Source organism: Xanthobacter flavus, assembly GCF_017875275.1.
GTDB lineage: Bacteria > Pseudomonadota > Alphaproteobacteria > Rhizobiales > Xanthobacteraceae > Xanthobacter > Xanthobacter flavus_A.
Map to the genome: position 1 here is coordinate 4,142,402 of NZ_JAGGML010000001.1, position 21,763 is coordinate 4,164,164.

Consider the following 21,763-nt stretch of genomic DNA (forward strand, 5'->3'; position numbering starts at 1 on the left):
TTTGGGGGCCGTCACAGGAAGCCGGTGGAAATCCACGGCACGGCGGCGACGATGATGAGGCCGACGAGCAGCGCGATCATGTAGCCCACGATGGGCTTCATGCCCGCGTCCGGGCTGATGCGGCTGATGGCGCAGGCGGCGTAATAGCCGACGCCGAACGGCGGCGCGAACAGGCCCATGCCCATGGCGAGGATCACCACCATCGAATAGTGCACCTCGTTCACCCCCACCTGCCGCGCGATGGGGAAGAGGAGGGGGCCGAACAGCACGATGGCCGGAATTCCCTCCAGCACCGAGCCCAGCACCACGAACGCCACGATGGACACCGCGAGGAAGCTCGCCGCCCCGCCCGGCAGCGCGCGCATGGCCTCGGCCAGCGCATTGGAGAAGCCGGACTGGGTGAGCGCCCACGCCATGCCAGTCGCCGCGCCGATGATGAACAGGATGGCGCCGGACAGCGCCGCCGTATCCACCAGCATGGGGAACAGGCGGCGGAAATCGAACCGGCGATAGATGAGCAGGCCCGCCACCACCGAATAGACGATGCCGATGGTGGAGACCTCGGTGGCGGTCGCGACACCCTCGATCACCGCCGCGCGGATGACGAAGGGCAGGGCAATGGCCGGCACGGAGATGATGAAGGCGCGCCCCACCTCGCCCCAGCTCGCCTTGGCGACGCCGCTCAGATCCTCATGGCGATAGCGCCACCACACCACCGTGCAGAGCGCGACAGCGAGCACCAGCGCCGGCAGCAGGCCGCCGGTGAACAGCGCCGCGATGGAGACGCCCGTGACGGAGCCGATGGTGATGAGCACGATGGAGGGCGGGATGGTCTCTGTCTGCGCGCCCGTCGCGGAGAGCAGCGCCACGAGGTCGCCGGGCTTGGCGCCGCGCTTGGTCATTTCCGGGAACAGAACGGGGGCGACGGCGGCCATGTCGGCGGCCTTCGAGCCGGAGATGCCGGAGACGAGATACATCGCGCCCACCAGCACATAATGCAGGCCGCCCCGCACATGGCCGAGGAGGCTGGCGAGGAAGGCCACCATGGCCTTCGCCATGCCCGTCATCTCGATGAGCTGGCCGAGGAACACGAACAGCGGCACCGCGAGCAGGATGAGGTGGCCCATGCCCTCGTCGAAGCGGCCGATCACCACCATGCTCGGCGTGTGGGTGGAAAGCGCGATGTAGGCGAAGGTGGCGATGCCGAAGGAGAAGGCGATGGGCACCGCCATCAGCACCATCACGCCCACGCCGAACAGGAAGAAGATCAGGAGGTTGTAGTTGCCGAGCTTGAGGAACACCGGCCCCAGCGCATAGAACCCGCCGACGATGGCGGCGACCACGAGGATGGCGAGCAGGGTGTCCCGCGTGGTGGCGTGCTGGGCGAGCTTGAGCAGCCCCACCATCAGCATCAGCACCGTCCCCACCGGGATGGCGGCGGCGCGCCAGGTGTTGGGGATCTCCAGCGCCGGCATCACCACATAGGCTTCCTCCTGCGCGTACTCGATGGCCGGATGGAGGATCATCAGCAGGAAGGCCACGGCGGAGGCGATGGCGATCATGTCGAAGAAGGCGCGGGCACGCGGCTTCATCATGCCGACGATGGCCGTCATGCGCATGTGCTCGCCCCGGTTCAGCGCGATCACCGCGCCGAACATGGACAGCCACAGGAAGAGCATGGAGGCAAGCTCGTCCGACCAGATCAGCGGCTTGTGCAGGGCATAGCGGAAGATCACGCCCGCCAGCAGCACCAGGATTTCCGCCACCACCAGCGCCGCGGCGGGGATCTCCGTCAGCCAGCCCAGGAGGGCGCTGGCCTTGACCGCCCACGCGCGTCCGGTGGCGTCCGAAGGGTCATGGGTGTGTAGCGACATGGAGACCTCTTACCCGATGCAAGCGAGCGCGCCGACTCGCGGGCTGAACGGTCTGCGAAGATCGCTCCGGGCTCAAGGGGAAAGGCGGGGGATGGGGCGCCACAGGCCCCGCCGTGTGGGGCTTGCCCACGGCATTTTCGCGTTTCGGCGCGGCGCACAACGCTGAAGCGGCGTTTGTGCGCCGCATCAACGGCTTCTGTCGGAAGGCGAAGTCCTAGACCACCTGCTCGGACAGGCGGCCCAGTTCCCGCGAGACGAGATCGCGATAGACGCCCGGTCGCCGCATCAGCTCCTCGGGCGGCCCGCTCTCCACCAGCCGCCCGCCGCGCAGCACCAGGATGCGGTCGAACCTGCGCAAGGTGGAGAGGCGGTGCGCGATGGTGATGACGGTGCGCCCGGTCATCAGCCGCTCCAGCGCGGCGCGGATCGCCTCCTCGGCCTCGGTGTCGAGCGCCGAGGTGGCCTCGTCGAGAATGAGGATGGGCGCGTTCTTGAGGAAGGCGCGGGCGATGGCGATGCGCTGGCGCTGCCCGCCGGAGAGCTTCACGCCCCGGTCGCCGACGATGGTGTCGAGGCCCTGCGGCAGCTCCTCGATGAACGGCAGGCAGCGCGCCGCCACGGCCGCTTCCCACACTTGGTCGTCGCCCGCCTCGGGCCGGCTCGCCCACCGGAGCGGCCATTTCAATCTGGCGCAGGGGGCGGTGGGATGCGCCATGGGCATCGGCGCCTCCATCAGCACCCTTCTCGCCGGCATCGTCGCCGACCGCTTCGGCAGCTTCGCCGCCTTCGAGATGCTCGCGGCGCTGGCGGCGCTCGGCTTTCTCGCGGTGCTGGTCGCCATGCCGGAGACGCGGCGGCAGGAGGACGAGGCTATTTCGGCAGCTTCACCCGATGGCGGGCAATGATCTCGTCCAGCTCCGTCCGCAGCATGGACATGGTTTCGCACAGCCCCATGGCGATCTCCTGGATCGCCGCCTGGGCGGCATCCTGAAGCACCAGCTTCTTCGCCTTCTCGATGCAGTAGCCGGTGAACAGGGCGTCCTGCTCCGGGCCGAGGGCGAGGCCGGACTTGAGCGTGAGAATTTCCGCCGCGTCGCTGCGGTGGGAATTCACCCTGGGGGAATACAATGAGGCGTGCCGGCGCCAGTATTCCGTCTCCGCCACCTGTCCGGCCATGAGGACGACGATGGCGTCGGCCACGCGACGCCGGTCGGCTTCCACGGTGGGATCGAGGGGCGCGCTTTCGGCGTCGGCGAAGCGGGTCTGCCCGCTCAACCCGTCCGGCGGGTGCAGCAGCGCCTCGGTCACGTCCCGCCTGAGCAGAACCGCCACGAGCGCGTGCCCCGCCTCATGCACCGCGATGGCCTTGCGGCGGATGCCGAGGGGGATCTCGTGGACAGGGGTGGGGTGCGTAACGGTCATGGCGGTTTCGCGACAGCGGGACCATGGCCGAAGCATTTCCCGTACCAGCCGGGCAGCGGTTCAGCGCGCGGCTGTCACCACCTCGCCGTCTTCCTTGGTGAAGCTTTCCGGCGGCGTCTCCAGTAGATCCAGCACGACCTCGGAGGGCCGGCACAGGCGCGTGCCCTTCGGCGTCACCACGATGGGCCGGTTCACGAGGATGGGGTGCTCGACCATGGCCGCGAGCAGGGCGTCGTCGGTCACCTCCGGCCCGTCGAGCTTCAGCTCGGCGACGAGCGGCTCCTTGGCGCGCAGAAGGTCGCGCACAGGCGCGCCTGCGGCGGCGGCGAGGTCCTTGATCTGTGCCTTGGTCCAGCCGGTCTTGAGATATTCCACCGCCGTCGGCTCGACGCCGGAGGCGCGGATCATGGCGAGGGTGTTGCGCGAGGTGCCGCAGCGCGGGTTGTGATAGATGGTGACGGCAAAATCGCTCATCGGCTTGATCTCTCGCGAAGCTAGCTGCACAGCGCGAGGCTGGCGGAGAGCGTATTGGCCGGAACGCCGAGCCGGCGCGCCATCTCGCCGGCCGCAATGCCCTCCGGTCCCGCCTCGACGAGCAGGCGCAGCGCGCTGAGGCGGCCTTCGTGTGCGAGGGCGGATAGGACGGGGACGGCCTGATTTAATTCCATATTTCATGAATAATAGAAATATAGCCCGGCCGCAACAGGCGGACTACAACAAGGTCCCATGAAAGGATGGCGTCCGTTCTGCCTAGGGTTTAATCAGCGCCCATATGTCGGGCTTTGCAGGCGCCGCCTCTCGTGCGAATCAGAAGAAGACTTCAAACCGTTCCAGTCCGGCCCCCGCGCCTGCCCCAGATGCGCGCCGACCGGCCGGGGAGTTGAGTGACATGATGAGCCACACGGCCGAGCTTTCCGAGGACACCGTCCGTTCCACTTTGGCCAAGGTGCGCACGCCGGAAGGCGTCGCCTTGTCCGTATCGCCGGCGCTGGCCGGCGTCGTGGTCACGTCGGGCAAGGTCTATCTCTCCATCAACATCGATCCGGCCCAGGCGCGGGCGTGGGAGGATGTGCGCATCGCCGCCGAGAATGCGGTGAAGGCGCTGCCGGGCGTCGCCTCGGCCCTCGTCACCCTCACCGCCGAGCGCAAGCAGGCTCCCGCACCGGCTGCCGCGGCCCACAATCATGGCCATGGCCACGCCCATGGCGGCGCGCCGGCCCCCCGTGGCATCGCCGTGCCGGGCGTCGCCTCGATCATCGCGGTGGCGTCGGGCAAGGGAGGCGTGGGCAAGTCCACCACCTCCATCAACCTCGCGCTGGCGCTGCGGGACCTCGGCCTCAAGGTCGGCCTGCTCGACGCCGACATCTACGGCCCCTCGGTGCCGCGCCTCACCGGCGTCGCCCAGAAGCCGGAGACCACGGCGGACGGCAAGACCATGCTGCCGCTAGAGAATTTCGGCCTGCAGCTGATGTCCATCGGCTTCCTCGTGGAGGAAGACACGCCGATGATCTGGCGCGGGCCCATGGTCATGTCCGCCATCTCGCAGATGCTGAAGGACGTGAAGTGGGGTCCCCTCGACGTGCTGGTGGTGGACATGCCCCCCGGCACCGGCGACGCCCAGCTGACCATGGCGCAGCAGGTGAACCTCGCCGGCGCGGTCATCGTCTCCACCCCGCAGGACCTGGCCCTCATCGACGCGCGGCGCGGCGTCGCCATGTTCGAGCGGGTGAACGTGCCGATCCTCGGCGTGGTGGAGAACATGTCCCACTTCATCTGCCCCCATTGCGGCGGACGCTCGGACATCTTCGGCCATGGCGGCGCCCATGCGGAGGCGGACAAGATGGGCGTGCCGTTCCTCGGCGAGATCCCGCTCCACATGCGCATCCGCGAAATGTCGGACGCCGGCCTGCCGATTCTCGTCTCCGATCCCGACAGCCCGCAGGCGGATGCCTACCGCCACGTCGCCACCGGCGTGAAGGCGGCCCTCGACAGGGCCACGGCCCAGAGCCGGCAGGCGCCCCGCATCGTCATCGAGTGATGCGGGTGCGGCACCGGCTGGGGCGGTGCCGGGAATTTGAGCCGCCGGGGCATTTTTTCCCCGGCGCGCCGCGTTTCATACCTTCCTCTGCGTTGAGCCCGAACGACGCCTGTTCTAAAAGCGGTACGACGGCCCGCCCCAGAAGCGGCGCTGCGTTTAAAGAGCCCCAGGGAGTTCTCCATGAAACGCCGTGAGTTCCTCACCGCCGCCAGCGCGGGTGTTGCCGCTTCCGCAGCCGTGGCCATGCCGGCGATCGCGCAGTCTGCGCCGGAAGTGAAGTGGCGCTGCACGTCGTCCTTCCCCAAGTCCCTCGACACCATCTATGGCGCCGCCGAGCTGATGGCGAAGCAGGTGGCCGAGGCGACCGACGGCAAGTTCCAGATCCAGGTGTTCGCGGCGGGCGAAATCGTTCCCGGCCTGCAGGCCCTCGACGCCACCACCAACAAGACCGTCGAGATGTGTCACTCGGCGTCCTATTATTATGTGGGCAAGGACCCGACGTTCGGCCTCGGCACCGCCATTCCGTTCGGCCTGAACGCTCGCCAGATCAACGCCTGGTTCCTGTTCGGCAACGGCATGAACCTCCTGAACGAGTTCTACAAGAAGTACGGCGTGGTGATGTTCCCCGGCGGCAACACCGGCGGGCAGATGGGCGGCTGGTTCCGCAAGGAAATCAAGACCGTCGAGGACCTCAAGGGCCTCAAGATGCGCATCGCCGGCATCGGCGGGCAGGTGCTGGCCAAGCTCGGCGTGGTGCCGCAGCAGCTCGCCGGCGGCGACATCTATCCCGCGCTGGAGAAGGGCACCATCGACGCGGCCGAATGGGTCGGCCCGTATGACGACGAGAAGCTCGGCCTCTTCAAGGTGGCCCAGTATTATTACTTCCCCGGCTGGTGGGAAGGCTCCGCCGCCCTCAACTTCTTCGTCAACCAGGACAAGCTCGCCGAGCTGCCGAAGAACTACAAGGCGATCCTCACCTCTGCCATGGCGCAGGCCAACGAGAGCATGCTCGCGAGCTACGACGCCAAGAACCCGGTGGCCGTGCAGAGCCTCGTGAAGGCTGGCACCCAGCTGCGCCGCTATCCCGGCGACGTGATGGACGCCGCCTACAAGGCCTCGCAGCAGCTCTATGAGGAAATCGGCGGCAAGAACGAGGACTTCAAGAAGATCTACGAGGACATGAAGACGTTCCGCAACAACGCCTATCTGTGGTGGCAGATCGTCGAGTTCACGTATGACGACTTCATGGTGCGCGCCCGCACCCGCGGCTGACGCGTTCTGCGGTCGCCCTCCAGTCAAGGCAAAGCCCCGGAGCGACGCTCCGGGGCTTTTTTCTTAAGGCGTCGGTCAGCGCGTGCCGCCGGGGGTCGCCTGGGTGCGGCCACCCTCCTGCGCCGGGCCCCGGTGGGGATCCTGGCCGGCCGCCGTGCCGGAGCGCGGGGTCACCGTGCCGGTGGTGTCCATGGCCGGGGCGTTGCCGCTGGACGAGGCACCGGGCGTCGCCTGCGTGCGGCCGCCCTGCTGCGCGGGACCGTGCTGGGTATCGGCGCCGGCGGCAATGCCCGAGCGCGGGGTGGGGGGCACGCTCGGATCGGGCGCCGTCATGCCGCTGCTGCTCGAGCCGGGGGTAGCCTGCGTGCGGCCGCCTTCCTGCGCGGGGCCGCGCTGGGTGTTCTGGCCGGCGGCGGTGCCGGACTGCGCGCTCGCGGCGCCGGTCATGGCGATCAGCGCGGCGGTGGCGACGGGAATGGCGAACTTCGCGATGCTCATGCGGGGTCTCCCTCCAATTGACTGCACGGCATGACAACCGCGCAGACCGCATTTCGGTTCATTCCCGATTTTCGATTGGCGTGAGCGAAGTTGGCGCGGCCACGTTGCAATCGCGCCGCCCTCTGCCTAGTGTCCGCGCGCCTCTCGCGCCCTTGTCCCGCGACGCCGGGGAGGGCGCGCCGTGGTCACGTTGCTGCGAGCTGTTGTGAAATGATCGACCCGAGCCTTCCCGCCCACATGCGCCCCGACCGTTCGTTCCAGGCGCTGCTCCTGACCCTTCAGCGATTCTGGGCGGACCAGGGCTGCGTGGTGCTCCAGCCCTACGACATGGAAGTAGGCGCCGGCACCTTCCATCCGGCGACGACGCTCCGCGCGCTCGGCCCGAAGCATTGGAAGGCCGCCTATGTGCAGCCCTCGCGCCGCCCCAAGGACGGCCGCTATGGCGAGAACCCCAACCGGCTCCAGCATTATTACCAGTTCCAGGTCATCCTGAAGCCCTCGCCGGACAATCTGCAGGAGCTGTACCTGCAGTCGCTCGCCGCCATCGGCGTGGACCTGAAGCTGCACGACGTGCGCTTCGTGGAGGATGACTGGGAGAGCCCGACGCTGGGTGCCTGGGGCCTCGGCTGGGAATGCTGGTGCGACGGCATGGAAGTGTCGCAATTCACCTATTTCCAGCAGGTCGCGGGCTTCGAGTGTGCCCCGGTCTCGGGCGAACTCACCTACGGCCTGGAGCGCCTCGCCATGTATGTGCAGGGCGTGGAAAACGTCTACGACCTGAATTTCAACGGCCGCGAGGGCGCCGAGAAGACCACCTACGGCGACGTGTTCAAGCAGGCCGAGCAGGAATATTCGCGGCACAATTTCGAGGCGGCCGATACGGACATGCTGTTCGAGCAGTTCCGCATGGCCGAGGCCGCCTGCCACAAGTATCTCGCGTTCGGCGACAAGGGCGAAAAGCACGACATGGCCCTGCCGGCCTATGACCAGTGCATCAAGGCCTCCCACGTCTTCAACCTTCTGGACGCGCGGGGTGTGATCTCCGTCACCGAGCGGCAGAGCTACATCCTGCGCGTGCGCGAACTGGCCAAGGCCTGCGGCGCGGCCTGGCTGAAGACGGCCGGCGGCGGCGCCGCGGCCTGAGGGCGTAAACGGTAAGGGGTTGCCCCGGCCCGGGGGCGGGTGTTAGCTGAAGCGAAGCTGCAACCCGCTCGTCCGGACGGGCCATGACCGACACCGATGCCGGCACCCGTGACCTTTCCGGCATCGTTCCGCCCGATGCGCCGGGGCCGGCCGGCTCCTCGCCGCGCCTGCTCGCGGCGGGCGCGATCGGCAACGTGCTCGAGTGGTACGATTTCGCCTCCTACGGCTTCCTCGCGCCCATCTTCGCCCGCACCTTCTTCCCGGCCGAGGATGCGCTGGTGGGGCTGATCTCCGCCTTCGGCCTGTTCGGCGCGGCCTTCCTGATGCGGCCGCTGGGCGCCATCCTGTTCGGCCATGTGGGCGACAGGTTCGGCCCGCGCATCGCGCTCATCGCCTCGGTCTCGGTCATGAGTTGCGCCACGGTGGGCATCGGCCTCCTGCCCACCTATGCCACGGCCGGCTTCCTCGCCCCTCTGCTGCTGCTGCTCCTGCGGCTGCTGCAGGGGCTTTCCATCGGCGGGGAATATACCACCTCCTCCATCTATCTCGCGGAGCACGCCGTGCCGCGCCGTCGCGGCCTCACGGCAGCCTTCTCCACGGCGGGCGGGCAGACCGGGACGTTGCTGGGCTCGGGCGTCTGCGCGCTGCTCAGCGCGCTCCTCTCCGCGCAGGCGATGGAGGCCTTCGGGTGGCGGCTGCCCTTCCTGCTCGGCGCGGTGCTCGGCATTGCGGCCCTGCTGCTGCGCCGGCCCCGGCCCGGCGACCGCGGCGGCAGCACGGCGCGGGGGCTGCCGCTGACACGCGCATTCCGCGAAGCCGGGGGCTTCATCATCGCGGCGATGCTGGTGACCCTCTTCGTCGGCGCCGACACCTATCTGCTGTTCGTCTATCTGCCGACCTATATCGAGGCGGAGTCCGGCCTGGCGCCCGGGACGGCGCTTGCCTTCACCACCCTCGCGCTCATCGTGTCGGTGACCTGTTGCCTCCTGTTCGGCGCCCTGTCGGATCACATCGGTCGGCGCCGGATCGTCGCGGCGGGGCTTGCCGGCTTCGTTGTGCTGTCCTGGCCGCTGTTCCAGCTGCTGCGCGGCGGCGGCCCGGCGGAAGTGCTCGCTGCGCAGGTCGTCTTGTCCGTCATGGCAGCGGCGGTCACGAGCCCGCTGCCGTCGCTGCTGGTGGAAATTTTCGAGACGCCCGTGCGCTGCAGCGCCATGGGCTTTGCCTGGAATCTCGGGATCGGCGTATCGGGCGGGCTGGCGCCCATGCTCGCCACCTATTTCGTGAAAGGCCTCGGACTCACCATGGCGCCGGCGGTCCATCTGATGGCACTGGCCGCCCTTGCCCTCGCTGGGGTTGCCGCGTTGCCCGAGCGTCGCGGCCGGGTGCTGGACGTGCCGCCGCAAAGCCCCTAACGCTTGAGCTGAGTGGGGGCGGGAACGCATGAGCAGCATCGCGCATACGGACGCGGACGCCGGGGGCGTCGCCAGCGGTGTTTCCGGGGGGAGCGCGCCGCAGGATGCGCCCGTGCTTTCCCGCCGGCTGATGGCCGCCGGCATGCTCGGCAACGTGCTGGAATGGTACGACTTTGCCGTCTACGGCTTCCTCGCCAGCATCTTCGCCCGCAACTTCTTCCCCGAGACGAGCCCCACGGCGGCCATGCTGTCCGTGTTCGGCGTGTTCGCCGCCTCCTTCCTCATGCGGCCGCTCGGCTCCGTGCTGTTCGGCCATATCGGTGACCGGCTGGGCCGGCGCGCGGCGCTCATGTCGTCCGCCGCGCTCATGAGCATCTCCACCTTCTGCGTCGGCCTCCTGCCCACCTATGAGACGGCCGGCGTGCTCTCCGCCGTGCTGCTGCTGGTGCTGCGCCTCGCGCAGGGGCTGTCGGTGGGCGGGGAATACATGACCTCCGCCGTCTTCCTGGCGGAGAATGCGCAAATGCGCTGGCGCGGGGCGGTGACCTCGCTGGTCATCGTCGGTTGCAACGGCGGCATGCTTTTGGGCTCGGCGGTGGGGGCGCTGGTCTCCGGCCTCATGTCGGCGGACGATCTCGCCGCCTGGGGCTGGCGCATTCCCTTCCTGCTCGGCTGCCTGCTCGGCGGCTTCGCGCTTTTCCTGCGCCGGACGGTGGCGCGGGACGTGAAGCCCGTGCATCGCCCGACCCTGCCGGTGGTGGAGGCCTTCCGCGAGAATGGCGGCGACATCCTGCGGGCGACGCTCATCAACATCGTGCTGGGCATCGCCTATTACCTCGCCTTCGTCTATCTCGCGACCTGGCTCCAGCAGCAGGAGCATTTCACGCCCCATGTGGCGCTGGAACTGAACGCCATCAGCATGGCGGCGGTAATGGTCGGCTGCCTGGGCTTTGCCGCGCTCTCCGACCGCATCGGCCGAAAGCCGCTCATCGTCGGCGGCTTCCTGTGTCTTGCCGTCTTCACCTGGCCGCTGTTCCTGCTGCTGCATTCCGGCTCGACGGGGCTGGCGCTGCTGGGACAGCTGGGCTTTGCGGTGATCGTCTCCATCTATGGCGGGCCCATCGCGGTGGCGCTGGTGGAGATGTTTCCCCGCCACACCCGCTGCACGGCGGTGGGGCTGAGCTGGAACCTCGGCCTCGGCCTCGGCGGCGGCACGGCGCCCATGGTGGCGGTGCTGCTGGTGAGTCTCACCGGCGATGCCATGGCCCCGGCCTTCTATGTGATCGCCGGCGGCATCGTGGCCTTCCTCGCCGCATTGGGGCTCAAGGAGACGCGCGGCCAGCCGCTCGACTGACCCCGCCCCCTCGACGCGGCTGCCGAAACGCTCTAGCACAGGCCCCGAAATTCACCCGCCGCGCGCAAGCGCCAGCCTCCCCGCATGGGGAGGACGAGCCCGAACCGATGCCCGATCTTCTGCTCGAACTCTTCTCCGAGGAAATTCCCGCCCGCATGCAGGCCCAGGCGGCCGACGCGCTGAAGAAGCTCGTCACCGACGCTTTGGTGGAGCGCGGCCTGCTCTATGAGGGCGCGAAGGCCTTCGTGACGCCGCGCCGCCTCGCGCTCGCGGTGCACGGACTGCCCGGCCGGCAGGCCGACCAGAAGGAAGAGAAGAAGGGCCCGCGCGTGGGCGCGCCCGAGCAGGCGGTGGCCGGCTTCCTGAAAGCGGCGGGCCTTTCCTCCCTCGATCAGGCGACCATCCAGTCAGACCCCAAGAAGGGCGATTTCTATGTGGCCGTGGTGGAAAAGCCCGGCCGCGCCACCACCGAGGTGGTGGCGGAGATCGTGCCGGACATCATCCGCAGATTCCCCTGGCCGAAATCCATGCGCTGGGGAACCGGGACGCTGCGCTGGGTGCGCCCGCTGCACTCCATCGTCGCCACCTTCGGGGCGGAGGGGGATGAGCCGGAGGTGGTGCATTTCTCCGTGGATGGCATCGCGGCGTCCAACGTCACGCGCGGCCACCGCTTCATGGCGCCCGAGCCCTTCACCGTGAAGCGGCTGGACGACTGGATGGCGAAGCTGGAGGCCGCCAAGGTGGTGGCCGACCGCGACCGCCGCAAGGAAATCATCCTCAACGACGCCAAGGACCTGGCGCTCGCCGCCGGCCTTGATCTGGTGGAGGACGAGGGGCTGCTGGACGAAGTGTGCGGCCTGGTGGAATGGCCCGTGGTGCTGATGGGGTCGTTCGAGGCGCGCTTCCTCGACATTCCGGACGAGGTGATCCGCGCCACCATCCGCGCCAACCAGAAGTGCTTCGTGCTGAAGGACCCGAAGAGCGGGCGCCTCGCCAACCGCTTCATCCTCATCTCGAACCTCGTCGCCTCGGACGGCGGCAAGGCCATCGTCGCCGGCAACGAGCGCGTCATCCGCGCCCGCCTGTCGGACGCGAAATTCTTCTGGGACACGGACCGGCTGAATGGCCTCGCCAGCCGCATGCCCAAGTTCCAGTCCATCACCTTCCACGAGAAGCTGGGCTCCCAGGCCGAGCGCATCGAGCGCATCGTGCGCCTCGCCAAGGAGCTGGCCCCCAAGGTGGGCGCGCCGGTGGCGCTGGCCGAGGAGGCCGCGCTGGTGGCGAAGGCGGATTTGCTCACCGAGGTGGTGGGCGAGTTCCCCGAGCTTCAGGGCCTCATGGGCCGTTACTACGCGCAGGGCGAGAACCTGCCCCCGGAAGTCGCCGCCGCCTGCGAGGAGCATTACAAGCCGCAGGGTCCGAACGACCGCGTGCCCACCGCGCCGGTCTCTGTGGCCGTGGCGCTGGCGGACAAGATCGACACGTTGGTGGGCTTCTGGGCGATTGACGAGAAGCCGACCGGGAGCAAGGACCCTTATGCGCTGCGGCGGGCGGCGCTGGGGGTGATCCGGATTGTGCTGGAGAATGGGGTTCGGCTGGGGCTCAATAATTGTTTCAGGCGTTCTGCGTTCGATGTTTGGTGTGATATCGGGAATGCACGGATCAGCGATCTGGCTAAGACGATTCGTGAATTCAGCAAGTTCGTCACTGAAGATGGCAGTGTGGTCATTCAAGGCTCAGCTCTAGCTGAGGCGGGGCTTATACTTACTCAAGATCAGTTGAATGAATTGTTGGGTGGTCAGGCTTCAGACCTCCTCGCCTTCTTCGCCGACCGCCTGAAAATCTACCTGCGCGATCGCGGCGCCCGTCACGACCTCGTGGATGCCGTCTTCGCCCTCGAAGGGCAGGACGATCTCCTCCTCGTGGTCCGCCGCGTGGAGGCGCTGGCCGCCTTCCTCGCCACCGAGGACGGCAGGAACCTGCTCGCCGGCTACCGCCGCGCGGTGAACATCCTGCGCATCGAGGAGAAGAAGGACGGCCGCGCCTTCGCCGGCCCCACCGTCGCCGCTTTGCTCAAGGAGCCGGCCGAGGAACACCTCGCCGCCGCCATCGACGATGTGAAGGCCCGCGTCTCCAAGGCCGTCGCGGCCGAGGATTTCGCGGCGGCCATGACCGCGCTGTCCGACCTGCGCCAGCCGGTGGACGCCTTCTTCGACGCAGTGACGGTGAACGACGCCGATCCCGCTTTGCGCGAGAACCGCCTGAAGCTGCTGGACGAAATCCGCGCCGCCACCCGCGGCATCGCCGATTTCGACCGTATCGAGGGGTAGGGCGGGGTCCTTTCAATCCCGAAAGGCGGGGTCCCCTCCCGCTGGACGGGGGGAGCCGTGGTGCGCGCCGGCAGCGCCATCCCGCACATCCCGGCTTGTCTGCCGCGCGCGGCTCTGCAAGGGTGCCGGCACGTCACACGACTGACGCCAGAACCATCCACCGGGGACTTCGCCGCCATGGGTTTCAAGGGACTTCTCGCTTCCACCGCGCTCCTTGGCACGCTCGCACTGTCCGGCGCGGCCGCGGCCGATCCGGTGAAGGTGGGGCTGGTCTCCACCTTGTCCGGCCCGTCCGCCGTGCTCGGCCAGCACATGCGCGACGGCTTCCTGCTGGCGGTGAAGGAGCTGGGCGGCAAGCTCGGCGGGCAGCAGACCGAAGTGATCGTCGTCGATGACGAGCTGAAGCCCGACATCGCCGTGCAGAAGGTGAAGGGCCTGCTTGAGCGCGACAAGGTGGACTTCGTCGCCGGCGTGGTCTTCTCCAACGTGATGGGCGCGGTGGCGAAGCCGGTGACGGCCAACGAGACCTTCCTCATCTCCGGCAATGCCGGCCCCTCGACCATCGCCGGCGCCGGCTGCAGCCCCTTCTTCTTCTCCGCCTCCTACCAGAACGACCAGAACCACGAGGTTCTCGGCAAGTATGCGCAGGACAAGGGCTTCAAGAAGGTGGTGCTGATCGCCCCCAACTATCAGGCGGGCAAGGATTCGCTGGCCGGCTTCAAGCGCTATTACAAGGGCGAGGTGGCGGACGAGATCTACACCCAGCTCGGCCAGCTCGATTTCTCCGCCGAGCTTGCGAAGATCGCCGCCGCCAAGCCCGATGCCGTCTTCACCTTCATGCCCGGCGGCATGGGCGTGAACCTCGTGAAGCAGTACCGGCAGGCGGGCCTCGCCGACACCACGCCCTTCCTCTCCGCCTTCACCGTGGACGAGACGACGCTCCCCGCCACCGGCGAGGCGGCGCTCGGCTTCTACTCCGGCGCGGCCTGGGCGCCGGACCTCGACACCTCCGCCAACAAGGCCTTCGTGGCGGCGTTCGAGAAGGAATACGGCTACATCCCCGCGCTCTACGCCGCGCAGGGCTATGACGCCGCCAAGCTCATCGACAGCGCCCTGAAGGCCACCGGCGGCAAGACCGCCGACAAGGCGGCCGTGCGCGCGGCGCTGAAGAAGGCGGACTTTTCGAGCGTGCGCGGCAACTTCAAGTTCAACACCAACCAGTTCCCCATCCAGGACTTCTACCTCGTGAAGGTGGGCAAGCGGGCGGACGGGAAGGTGGAGACCATGGTGCAGGAGAAGGTCTTCTCCAATTATGGCGACGCCTATGCGGAAAAGTGCGAGATGAAGTGAGGCCCGGCCTCACCTCATCTCGCACCCCGGACGCATGCAGCGACAGCGGAATGCGGGCAGGGGGCCCGCGCCGAGGGTTCGCCGAAGGCGGCGTGCCCCGTCCGGGGAGCGGCCTCCCGATTAATAGACGTCATGCCCCGGCTTGTGAGGAAGTCGGCTGTTGCCGACTTCCTTTCGAGAGTCCGGAACCCGGCAACAGCCGGGTTCCGGGGGCATCCACCCCACCGTTGTTCCGCGGCCAGTCTCTTGGTCACGTCCCCGTCGTGCCGTGGATCCCCCGGACAAGCCGGGGGATGACGGTCCTGAAAGAACGGTTGCGGCGCCTTGGGCGCGGTCGCCGATTTCACGCTCCTCGCTCTGTCCCATGACCCTCACGCTCTTCCTCGTCCAGATGCTCAACGGGCTCCAGCTCGGCATCCTGCTGTTCCTCGTGGCGGCGGGGCTCACGCTGGTGTTCGGGGTGATGGACGTCATCAATCTCGCCCATGGCGTGCAATACATGCTGGGCGCCTATCTCATGGTGACGGCCACCGCCCTCACCGGCAGCTTCTGGCTGGGCCTGCCGCTGGCCCTCGCCGCGGCTCTGGTGCTGGGGCTGCTGCTGGAACGCCTCGTCATCCGCCAGCTCTACGGGCGGGACCATCTCGATCAGGTGCTGGCCACCTTCGGCATCATATTGTTCGTGAGCGAGGCGGTGCGCATGGTGTGGGGCTCGGCGCCCCTCGCCATCCCCATGCCTGAGGCGCTCTCCGGCTCGGTGCGGCTGATGGACGGGCTGAATTATCCCGTCTACCGCCTCGTGCTCATCGGCGCGGGGCTGGGCGTGGCGGGGCTGCTCTATGTGCTCGTCACCCGCACCCGGGCGGGGATGCTGCTGCGGGCGGGGGCCACCAACGCGCCCATGGTGTCGGCGCTGGGGGTGGACATCAATGCCCTGTTCGCCCGCATCTTCGCCTTCGGCGCCATGCTGGCGGCCTTCGCCGGGGCCATGGCGGGGCCGATCCTCTCGGTGGAGCCGGGCATGGGGGACAATCTCCTCATCCTCGCCTTCGTGGTCATCGTCATCGGCGGCATCGGCTCCATGCGCGGGGCGTTCGTGGGGGCGCTGCTGGTGGGGCTCATCGACACGCTGGGCCGCTCCTTCCTCACCGACATCCTCAAGCTCGTCCTGTCCGCCTCCGCCGCCAGCGCGGCCGGGCCGGCGCTCGCCTCCATGAGCGTCTATGTGCTGATGGCGGCCATCCTCTTCTTCCGCCCGCGCGGCCTGTTCCCGGCGCCGGCATGACGCGCGCCCTCCTCGCCCTCGCCGTGTTCGCGGCCCTCGCCGCCGTGCCGGTCTTCGCCGACACCGCGCTGCTGACGCTGGTGGCGCGCGCCATGATCTTCGCGCTCGCGGCGGTCAGCCTCGGCTTCATCCTCGGGCAGGGCGGGCTCGTCTCCTTCGGCCATGCGGCGACCATGGGCATCGGCGCCTATGCGGTCGGCATATTGATGGAGGAGGGCGTGCGCGATGCCCTCGTCGCCTTCCCCGTGGCCATGGCGGCGGCCGGCCTGTTCGCGCTGGTGACGGGTGCCATCTCGCTGCGCACGCGCGGCGTCTACTTCATCATGATCACGCTGGCCTTCGGGCAGATGGCCTTCTTCGTCACCCAGAGCCTGTCGGCCTATGGCGGTGATGATGGCCTGACCCTCGCCGCCCGCTCCACCGTGGCGGGCGCGCGCTGGCTGAAGGATCCGAAGACCTTCCACTACGTGGTGCTCGGGCTGCTCGCGCTCACCGTCCTCGTCTGCGCCATGCTGGCGCGCTCGCCCTTCGGCCGGGTGCTGGCGGCAGGACGGGACAATGAGCGGCGGCTGCGCGCGCTGGGGGTGGACCCCTATGCCTATCGGCTCGTGGCCTATGTCATCGCCGGGGGCTTCGCCGGGCTCGCGGGCGCGCTCTATGCCAATCTCACCGAGTTCGTGAGCCCGGCCTATCTCTCCTGGCACCGCTCGGCGGAATTCATCGTCATGGTGGTCGCCGGCGGGCCTTTGAGCGCCCTCGGCCCGGTGCTCGGCGCGCTGGGCGTGGTGCTGCTGGAGGATGGGCTTGCCCATCTCACGGAACACTGGCGCATCATCTTCGGCCCCCTGCTGGTGCTGCTGGTGCTGGCGCGCGGCGGGCTCAAAACCCTGCTCGGGGGGCGGCGCGATGGCTGAGGCGCTGCTTGAGATCGCCGGCCTCGCCAAGGCCTACGGCGCGCTGCACGTGACGGCGGGCGTGGACCTCGCGGTGCTGCCGGGGGAAATCCACGCCCTCATCGGCCCCAACGGCGCCGGCAAGACCACGCTCGTCGGCCAGATCGCGGGCGAGGTGATGCCCGATGCCGGCACCATCCGCTTCGACGGGGCGGACATCACCCGCCTGCCCGTCCATAAAAGGGCGCGGCTCGGCCTCGCGCGGGCGTTCCAGATCACCTCCATCTTCCCCCGCTTCACCGCGCTGGAACATGCGGCGCTGGCCGTGATGGCGGCGCGCGGGCGCACCTTCCGCCTGCTGCGCCCCGCCGCCTCCGACCGCGCGGCGCGGGAGGAGGCCGCCGGGCTGCTCGATGAAGTGGGGCTGGGCGCGCGCGCCGGGGTGGCGGCGTCCGCCCTCAGCCATGGGGAGAAGCGGGCACTGGAGCTGGCTATGGCGCTCGCCGCCCGTCCGCGCCTGATGCTGCTGGACGAGCCCATGGCGGGCACCGGCCCGGCGGAATCCGCCGCCATGGTGGCGCTGCTCACCCGCCTCAAGGGCCGCTGCGCCATCCTCCTGGTGGAGCACGACATGGATGCGGTGTTCCGCCTCGCCGACCGCATCAGCGTGCTGGTCGCGGGGCGCATCATCGCCTGCGGCACGCCGGACGCCGTGCGCGCCGACGCGGCCGTGAAGGCCGCCTATCTGGGAGACGGCGCATGAGCGCGCCGCTGCTCACCATCACCGGCCTCACCGCCGGCTATGGCGGCACGCCGGCTTTGTTCGGCGTGGACCTTGCCGTGCCCACGGGCGGGGCGCTGGCGCTTGTGGGCCGCAACGGCATGGGCAAGACGACGACCATGCGCGCCCTCATGGGCCTTGTTCCGCCCAGCGGCGGCACGCTGACCTTCGATGGCGTGGCGCTCAAGGGCCTGAAGCCCCACCGCATCGCCCGCCTCGGCCTCGGCCTCGTGCCCGAGGGGCGGCAGATTTTCCCGACCCTCACCGTGGAGGAAAACCTCGTCGCCACCGCCGCCCCCGGCCGCTCCGGCCTGCCGCCCTGGACGCTGGAGCGCGTCTACGCCCTCTTCCCGCGCCTCGCCGAGCGGCGGCGCAATTACGGCAACCGCATCTCCGGCGGCGAGCAGCAGATGCTCGCCATCGGGCGCGCGCTGATGACCAACCCGCGCCTGCTCATCCTGGACGAAGCCACCGAAGGCCTCGCCCCGCTCATCCGCGCGGAGATCTGGGCGGTGCTCTCCGTGCTGAAGGGGGAGGGGCTGTCGCTCATCGTCATCGACAAGCACGTCTCCGCGCTGGCCGGGGTCTGCGATCAGGTGGCGGTGATGAAGAAGGGCCGGGTGGTGCATGCCGGGCCGGCGGTGGCGTTCGCGGGGGATGCCGGGCTGGTGGGGCGGTATCTCGGGGTTTGAGGGGGCCGCGAGCCCCCGGACAAGCGACGGCGAAGCCGGAGCGCGAGAGCGGCTCTGGGGTTTGTCATCGCCCGGCTCGTCCGGGCGATCCACCCATTCGCTGGCGCGGTGTCCGAAAGCCCGACCCGGCCCTCCCGTGGATCGCCCGGACGAGCCGGGCGATGACGGTCACAAAAGGGCTACCTCCACCCTCTCCGCCCGAACCCGGCCGACGCCGCGTTCGTGCATTGAGGTAGAGACAGGGAAGCGTCTACGCCGCGCGGCGCTCGTGCTTGCCTTCGCGCACTTCCTCGATGATCTTTTTGCTGAAGTCCTCCAGATCCCCGGGATTGCGCGAGGTGATGACGCCGTTGTCGGTGACGACGGAAGCATCCTCCCAGCGGGCGCCGGCATTCTCCACATCCGTGCGGATGGACTTGTAGGAGGTCATCCTTTTGCCCTTCACGAGGCCCGCCTCAACCAGCAGCCACGGGGCGTGGCAGATGGCGGCAACCGTCTTGCCGGCATCGTAGAAGGACTTGATGAGGCCGATGGCCGCCGGGTCCACGCGCAGCAGGTCCGGATTGATCTGGCCGCCGGGCAGGACGATGGCGTCGTATTCAGTCTCCCGCACCTCGGCGAGGGTCTTGTCCACGGGCACCGGGCGGCCCCAGTCCTTCTTGTCCCAGCCCTTGATCTCGCCGCGCTCGGGCGAGACGACGTGAACCTGCGCACCCGCTTCCTTGAGCCGGTCGCGGGGCACTTCCAGCTCGGACTGCTCGAAGCCGTTGGTGGCGAGGATGAGAATGCGCTTGCCGTCCAGGGGACCGGGCATGTGAGCCTCCATCATTGAGGGATCGACGCGCGGGCGACCCATGGCCAAGGCCCGCAAACCCGGCGCGCTGTGTGCGGGCCGGTTACGGGGACAATGACGGGGGCGGAGGATCGTTCCGGGGGCGGCCTGCGGCGTGCTTCACACCCTCTTGACGGCACTGGCCGTTCGGCGCTTTATGCCCCTGCGCAGTCCATGCTGCGCCGTAAGCGTCCGACGTCAGGCAACGCATCCAACCCCGGTCCCGGCCGGTCGGATGCGCGTTGCGATCCGGACCACTGGGACCATCCGGAAAAGGATGGCCCCATGGGCTCCTCCCAGACTATTCGCAAGCTGCCGGCGCGCTATGCCGGCTTCGTCATGCCGCTGGTGCTGTCGGTGCTGATGACCTTCGTGGTCTCGGCCATCGCCACCGGGCGCAGCCTCGGCTTCGGCCCCGATTTCCTCGCCACCTGGCCGGTGGCGTGGGGGCTCTCCTGGCTGGTGGCGTTCCCCACCCTGCTGCTCGTCCTGCCGGTGGTCCGGCGCATCGTCGGCCTCCTGGTGGAGGCGCCGGCGCGGTGACGGGCCGGCACGGGTTCGGCCTGTCGCGGAACCCGTGCCGGATGCCTTCACGCGGGCGTCTCCGCCTTGGGAGCTACGAGACAAACCGCACGAGCTGGCTCATTGAGAAGATGTTCTCGCCGTTCTCGCTGATCGCCTTGTCGTGATAGAGCGGATGTCCCGCCTCCAGTTCATGAAGCTGCGGATCGTATCCGTTCGCGAACGTTGCCACGAGGCTTGAGGCCTTGCTGCGAATGTCCAGCGCGCGTCGCGCCGGGTCGGTCGCTTCGACCTCGCTTTCCAGGTAGGAGCCGATGATGGTTTCGGCGACGATCAGCCCGCCTACCGGGCCGAGCTGAGGCTGGTTCACGTTTTTCTCGGCATCCTTGAGCATGTAGTACCAGAGCGGGGTATCCCAGGCGAGGCGGGGCTCGCTTGCGAGGATATCCGCGAACTGTGCGAAGATATCCGGCGGGAAAAGGTCATCGCGGGCGAGCGAGGTTAGGCCGGTATAGCCTGCTTCTGCGAGCTGGTTGGCGGCCGCCTGTCCGCTCGGCAGACCGAAATCCACACCCCGACGGATGTTGCGCTCGGCCAGAGACTGGGGTGGCTCGCCGATGGAGGGCGGCGGCAGGCGGAAGGTCGGCCGGGGCAGGTGGCCGTCGAGCGGCTCTCCATGCTGCGGGAAGGGCACTGTCTTCGGATTGCCCTGGTCGTCGAGTTCCGGCTGACCGTTCTCGTCGAGCACCGGCTGGTCGCCGGCGTTCCCGACGAGGAAGAAGAACTTCCAGTCAACGTGAAGATCGATGACGTTCGGTGGCTGGCTGTCATCGAGCGCGCTGAGCGGCTCCTTGCCGCGCAGGTCAGTGTGGGACAGCCGGGAAGCGCCGGGGCCTGTCTTCTTCTCGGGGGAGATGGCCGCAGTATTGAACAGCGGAAGTCCGATGGGCTGATTGTTCAGGAAGTTCAGAACATATCCCGGCCGCAACTGCGAGTGACCCAGGCGGAACACGGCGTGCGAAAACTCAACAGGAATAGCCACCGCGTCCGCGATCGTTGCGTCGCTCAGGCCGAGCCGCTTGAGAATGGCGTCGTTCCGCTCATTGCACTTCTGGAACAGGGCCTGTCCCGTGGCGGACTTGCCGAGAACCTGAGCAATTTGGTCGGACGACACGATGCGGGGCAGATAGTCGAACAGCACGATCTGCCGATAAATCTGCTGCACCGTCTTCTTCGTGGCCTTGAAGGCCGGGCTGTAAGGTCCCGAAACCTCGGGGTCTGCGCCACCGCCGACCTTTGCCTGGTGAAGCTTGTTATGAAGCCGCTCGAAAAGAAGATGGATCTGAACGACTAGCTTGTTCTCGTCGTTGCGCGGGTCCGCGATCAGCCGGCCATTCCGGTATTGGGGGCCGCGCCTGAGATCCGGCTGGCCACCGCCCACGGTCCACAGGAAGAGCCCGTCCGGGCTGAAGAGATCGGGCTGGGTGGCACCGAGAAGACCATAGACGGAATCCAGGTCCAGCTTCCCCGATCGGCCGTTGGTGGTCGTCGGAAGTTCGCTCTCCGACTCAAAAAGGTCTTCGAGCAGCTTCTGCCGTATGCCGATGGTCGGGTTCATCGGGATGATCTGGAGGCCCTCGCCGATGACGCGGAACTCCGTCAGATCATGATCGATGAACTGGCCGAGGAAGGTGAAGCCCGCCGGATTGGATTGCTTGCGCTGGTTTCCGGTCGGGGAGGGGGTCTCGAGCGGGCCGTCAGGTCCGGCGAACAGGGAAATGCCGAGGCTGTCGTAGGCGATGTTCTCCGCCGGAAACAGGCGGCCGAAGGGCGATTTCAGGCCGTCGGGCGTGAGCTTGTCGGGATCGTCGACTTGTACCCATCCATGGTGTGCCATGTGTGCCCCCATCACTCAAGCGGTGACGGGGCCGTACGATATTGTATATTTAGAATTGTTCAATCAATAAATACAACCTAAACGAGTTATGCTGCCTCCTCGCTATTGGGTGTCGCCCCAAACGAAAACGGCAGGCCGAAGCCTGCCGTCTGATCGCTGGAAGCGCGT

The 21,763-nt window shown here is 68.1% G+C and carries 20 protein-coding genes and 1 pseudogene; 13 read left to right on the forward strand and 8 right to left on the reverse strand.

All coding sequences use genetic code 11. The annotated features are described in order from the left end of the window. Window positions 1–11 precede the first annotated feature (11 nt). Both J2126_RS19615 and J2126_RS25475 read right to left on the reverse strand, forming a co-directional pair. Window positions 12–1,874: a TRAP transporter large permease subunit gene (locus J2126_RS19615; protein WP_209488532.1), complete on the reverse strand. Its 1,863-nt coding sequence runs from the start codon at window positions 1,872–1,874 to the stop codon at window positions 12–14. A gap of 214 nt (window positions 1,875–2,088) precedes the next feature. Next, window positions 2,089–2,532 (reverse strand): annotated as a pseudogene (locus J2126_RS25475) (ATP-binding cassette domain-containing protein); the annotation flags it as partial. Window positions 2,533–2,587: 55 nt separating this feature from the next. On the opposite strand from J2126_RS25475, the gene J2126_RS25480 reads away from it, so the two are divergent. Further along, on the forward strand, window positions 2,588–2,779 hold the full coding sequence (locus J2126_RS25480; protein WP_348634350.1) for a hypothetical protein: 192 nt from the start codon (window positions 2,588–2,590) through the stop codon (window positions 2,777–2,779). Here the strand turns inward: J2126_RS25480 and J2126_RS19625 are convergent. The 3 genes from J2126_RS19625 to J2126_RS19635 are packed head-to-tail and all read right to left on the reverse strand — an operon-like array spanning window position 2,745 to window position 3,964. Further along, a complete protein-coding gene (locus J2126_RS19625) occupies window positions 2,745–3,296 on the reverse strand; it encodes a hypothetical protein (RefSeq protein ID WP_209488534.1) in 552 nt (183 codons plus the stop codon). The genes J2126_RS25480 and J2126_RS19625 overlap by 35 nt on opposite strands. 60 nt (window positions 3,297–3,356) lie before the next feature. Continuing rightward, window positions 3,357–3,770 carry an arsenate reductase (glutaredoxin) gene (gene arsC / locus J2126_RS19630; RefSeq protein WP_209488535.1) on the reverse strand — a complete coding sequence of 138 codons (414 nt, stop codon included), beginning with the start codon at window positions 3,768–3,770 and terminating at the stop codon, window positions 3,357–3,359. A 20-nt stretch (window positions 3,771–3,790) separates the two neighbouring features. Next, window positions 3,791–3,964, reverse strand: coding sequence for a hypothetical protein (locus tag J2126_RS19635; RefSeq protein ID WP_209488536.1), 174 nt, complete (start codon window positions 3,962–3,964; stop codon window positions 3,791–3,793). Window positions 3,965–4,185: 221 nt separating this feature from the next. On the opposite strand from J2126_RS19635, the gene J2126_RS19640 reads away from it, so the two are divergent. Further along, window positions 4,186–5,334 carry an Mrp/NBP35 family ATP-binding protein gene (locus J2126_RS19640; RefSeq protein ID WP_245327492.1) on the forward strand — a complete coding sequence of 383 codons (1,149 nt, stop codon included), beginning with the start codon at window positions 4,186–4,188 and terminating at the stop codon, window positions 5,332–5,334. Window positions 5,335–5,514: 180 nt separating this feature from the next. Further along, on the forward strand, window positions 5,515–6,606 hold the full coding sequence (locus J2126_RS19645) for a TRAP transporter substrate-binding protein (protein ID WP_209488537.1): 1,092 nt from the start codon (window positions 5,515–5,517) through the stop codon (window positions 6,604–6,606). Window positions 6,607–6,681: 75 nt separating this feature from the next. Here J2126_RS19645 and J2126_RS19650 read toward each other — a convergent pair whose 3' ends face one another. Next, a complete protein-coding gene (locus tag J2126_RS19650; RefSeq protein WP_209488538.1) occupies window positions 6,682–7,104 on the reverse strand; it encodes a hypothetical protein in 423 nt (140 codons plus the stop codon). A gap of 213 nt (window positions 7,105–7,317) precedes the next feature. On the opposite strand from J2126_RS19650, the gene J2126_RS19655 reads away from it, so the two are divergent. The 9 genes from J2126_RS19655 (at window position 7,318) to J2126_RS19695 (ending at window position 18,344) form a co-directional block, all read left to right on the forward strand. After that, complete coding sequence (locus J2126_RS19655; protein WP_209490377.1) at window positions 7,318–8,247, forward strand: glycine--tRNA ligase subunit alpha; 930 nt, start codon at window positions 7,318–7,320, stop codon at window positions 8,245–8,247. Between the two features lie 83 nt (window positions 8,248–8,330). After that, on the forward strand, window positions 8,331–9,659 hold the full coding sequence (locus tag J2126_RS19660; protein ID WP_209488539.1) for an MFS transporter: 1,329 nt from the start codon (window positions 8,331–8,333) through the stop codon (window positions 9,657–9,659). 28 nt (window positions 9,660–9,687) lie between these two features. Next, complete coding sequence (locus J2126_RS19665) at window positions 9,688–11,013, forward strand: MFS transporter (RefSeq protein ID WP_245327494.1); 1,326 nt, start codon at window positions 9,688–9,690, stop codon at window positions 11,011–11,013. A 107-nt stretch (window positions 11,014–11,120) separates the two neighbouring features. Next, a complete protein-coding gene (glyS, locus tag J2126_RS19670) occupies window positions 11,121–13,343 on the forward strand; it encodes a glycine--tRNA ligase subunit beta (protein ID WP_209488540.1) in 2,223 nt (740 codons plus the stop codon). Between the two features lie 177 nt (window positions 13,344–13,520). After that, the gene (locus J2126_RS19675; protein ID WP_209488541.1) at window positions 13,521–14,693 is read left to right on the forward strand and encodes an ABC transporter substrate-binding protein; all 1,173 of its coding nucleotides are present in this window, start codon (window positions 13,521–13,523) and stop codon (window positions 14,691–14,693) included. A gap of 364 nt (window positions 14,694–15,057) precedes the next feature. Beyond that, a complete protein-coding gene (locus J2126_RS19680) occupies window positions 15,058–15,978 on the forward strand; it encodes a branched-chain amino acid ABC transporter permease (RefSeq protein ID WP_209488542.1) in 921 nt (306 codons plus the stop codon). Beyond that, entirely contained in the window at window positions 15,975–16,892 is a 918-nt protein-coding gene (locus J2126_RS19685; RefSeq protein WP_209488543.1) for a branched-chain amino acid ABC transporter permease, read from the forward strand. The genes J2126_RS19680 and J2126_RS19685 overlap by 4 nt, the downstream gene beginning before the upstream one ends. Next, window positions 16,885–17,634 carry an ABC transporter ATP-binding protein gene (locus J2126_RS19690; protein ID WP_209488544.1) on the forward strand — a complete coding sequence of 250 codons (750 nt, stop codon included), beginning with the start codon at window positions 16,885–16,887 and terminating at the stop codon, window positions 17,632–17,634. Before J2126_RS19685 ends, J2126_RS19690 begins: the two co-directional genes overlap by 8 nt. Continuing rightward, the gene (locus J2126_RS19695) at window positions 17,631–18,344 is read left to right on the forward strand and encodes an ABC transporter ATP-binding protein (protein WP_209488545.1); all 714 of its coding nucleotides are present in this window, start codon (window positions 17,631–17,633) and stop codon (window positions 18,342–18,344) included. Before J2126_RS19690 ends, J2126_RS19695 begins: the two co-directional genes overlap by 4 nt. Window positions 18,345–18,594: 250 nt before the next feature. Here J2126_RS19695 and J2126_RS19700 read toward each other — a convergent pair whose 3' ends face one another. Then, window positions 18,595–19,158, reverse strand: a complete 564-nt coding sequence (locus J2126_RS19700; RefSeq protein WP_209488546.1) for a type 1 glutamine amidotransferase domain-containing protein — start codon at window positions 19,156–19,158, stop codon at window positions 18,595–18,597. A 303-nt stretch (window positions 19,159–19,461) separates the two neighbouring features. Between J2126_RS19700 and J2126_RS19705 the strand changes: the two genes are divergently transcribed. Next, window positions 19,462–19,719, forward strand: a complete 258-nt coding sequence (locus tag J2126_RS19705) for a DUF2798 domain-containing protein (RefSeq protein WP_209488547.1) — start codon at window positions 19,462–19,464, stop codon at window positions 19,717–19,719. 73 nt (window positions 19,720–19,792) lie between these two features. Here the strand turns inward: J2126_RS19705 and J2126_RS19710 are convergent, their stop codons facing one another. Next, window positions 19,793–21,595: a peroxidase family protein gene (locus J2126_RS19710; protein WP_209488548.1), complete on the reverse strand. Its 1,803-nt coding sequence runs from the start codon at window positions 21,593–21,595 to the stop codon at window positions 19,793–19,795. Window positions 21,596–21,763: the final 168 nt, after the last annotated feature.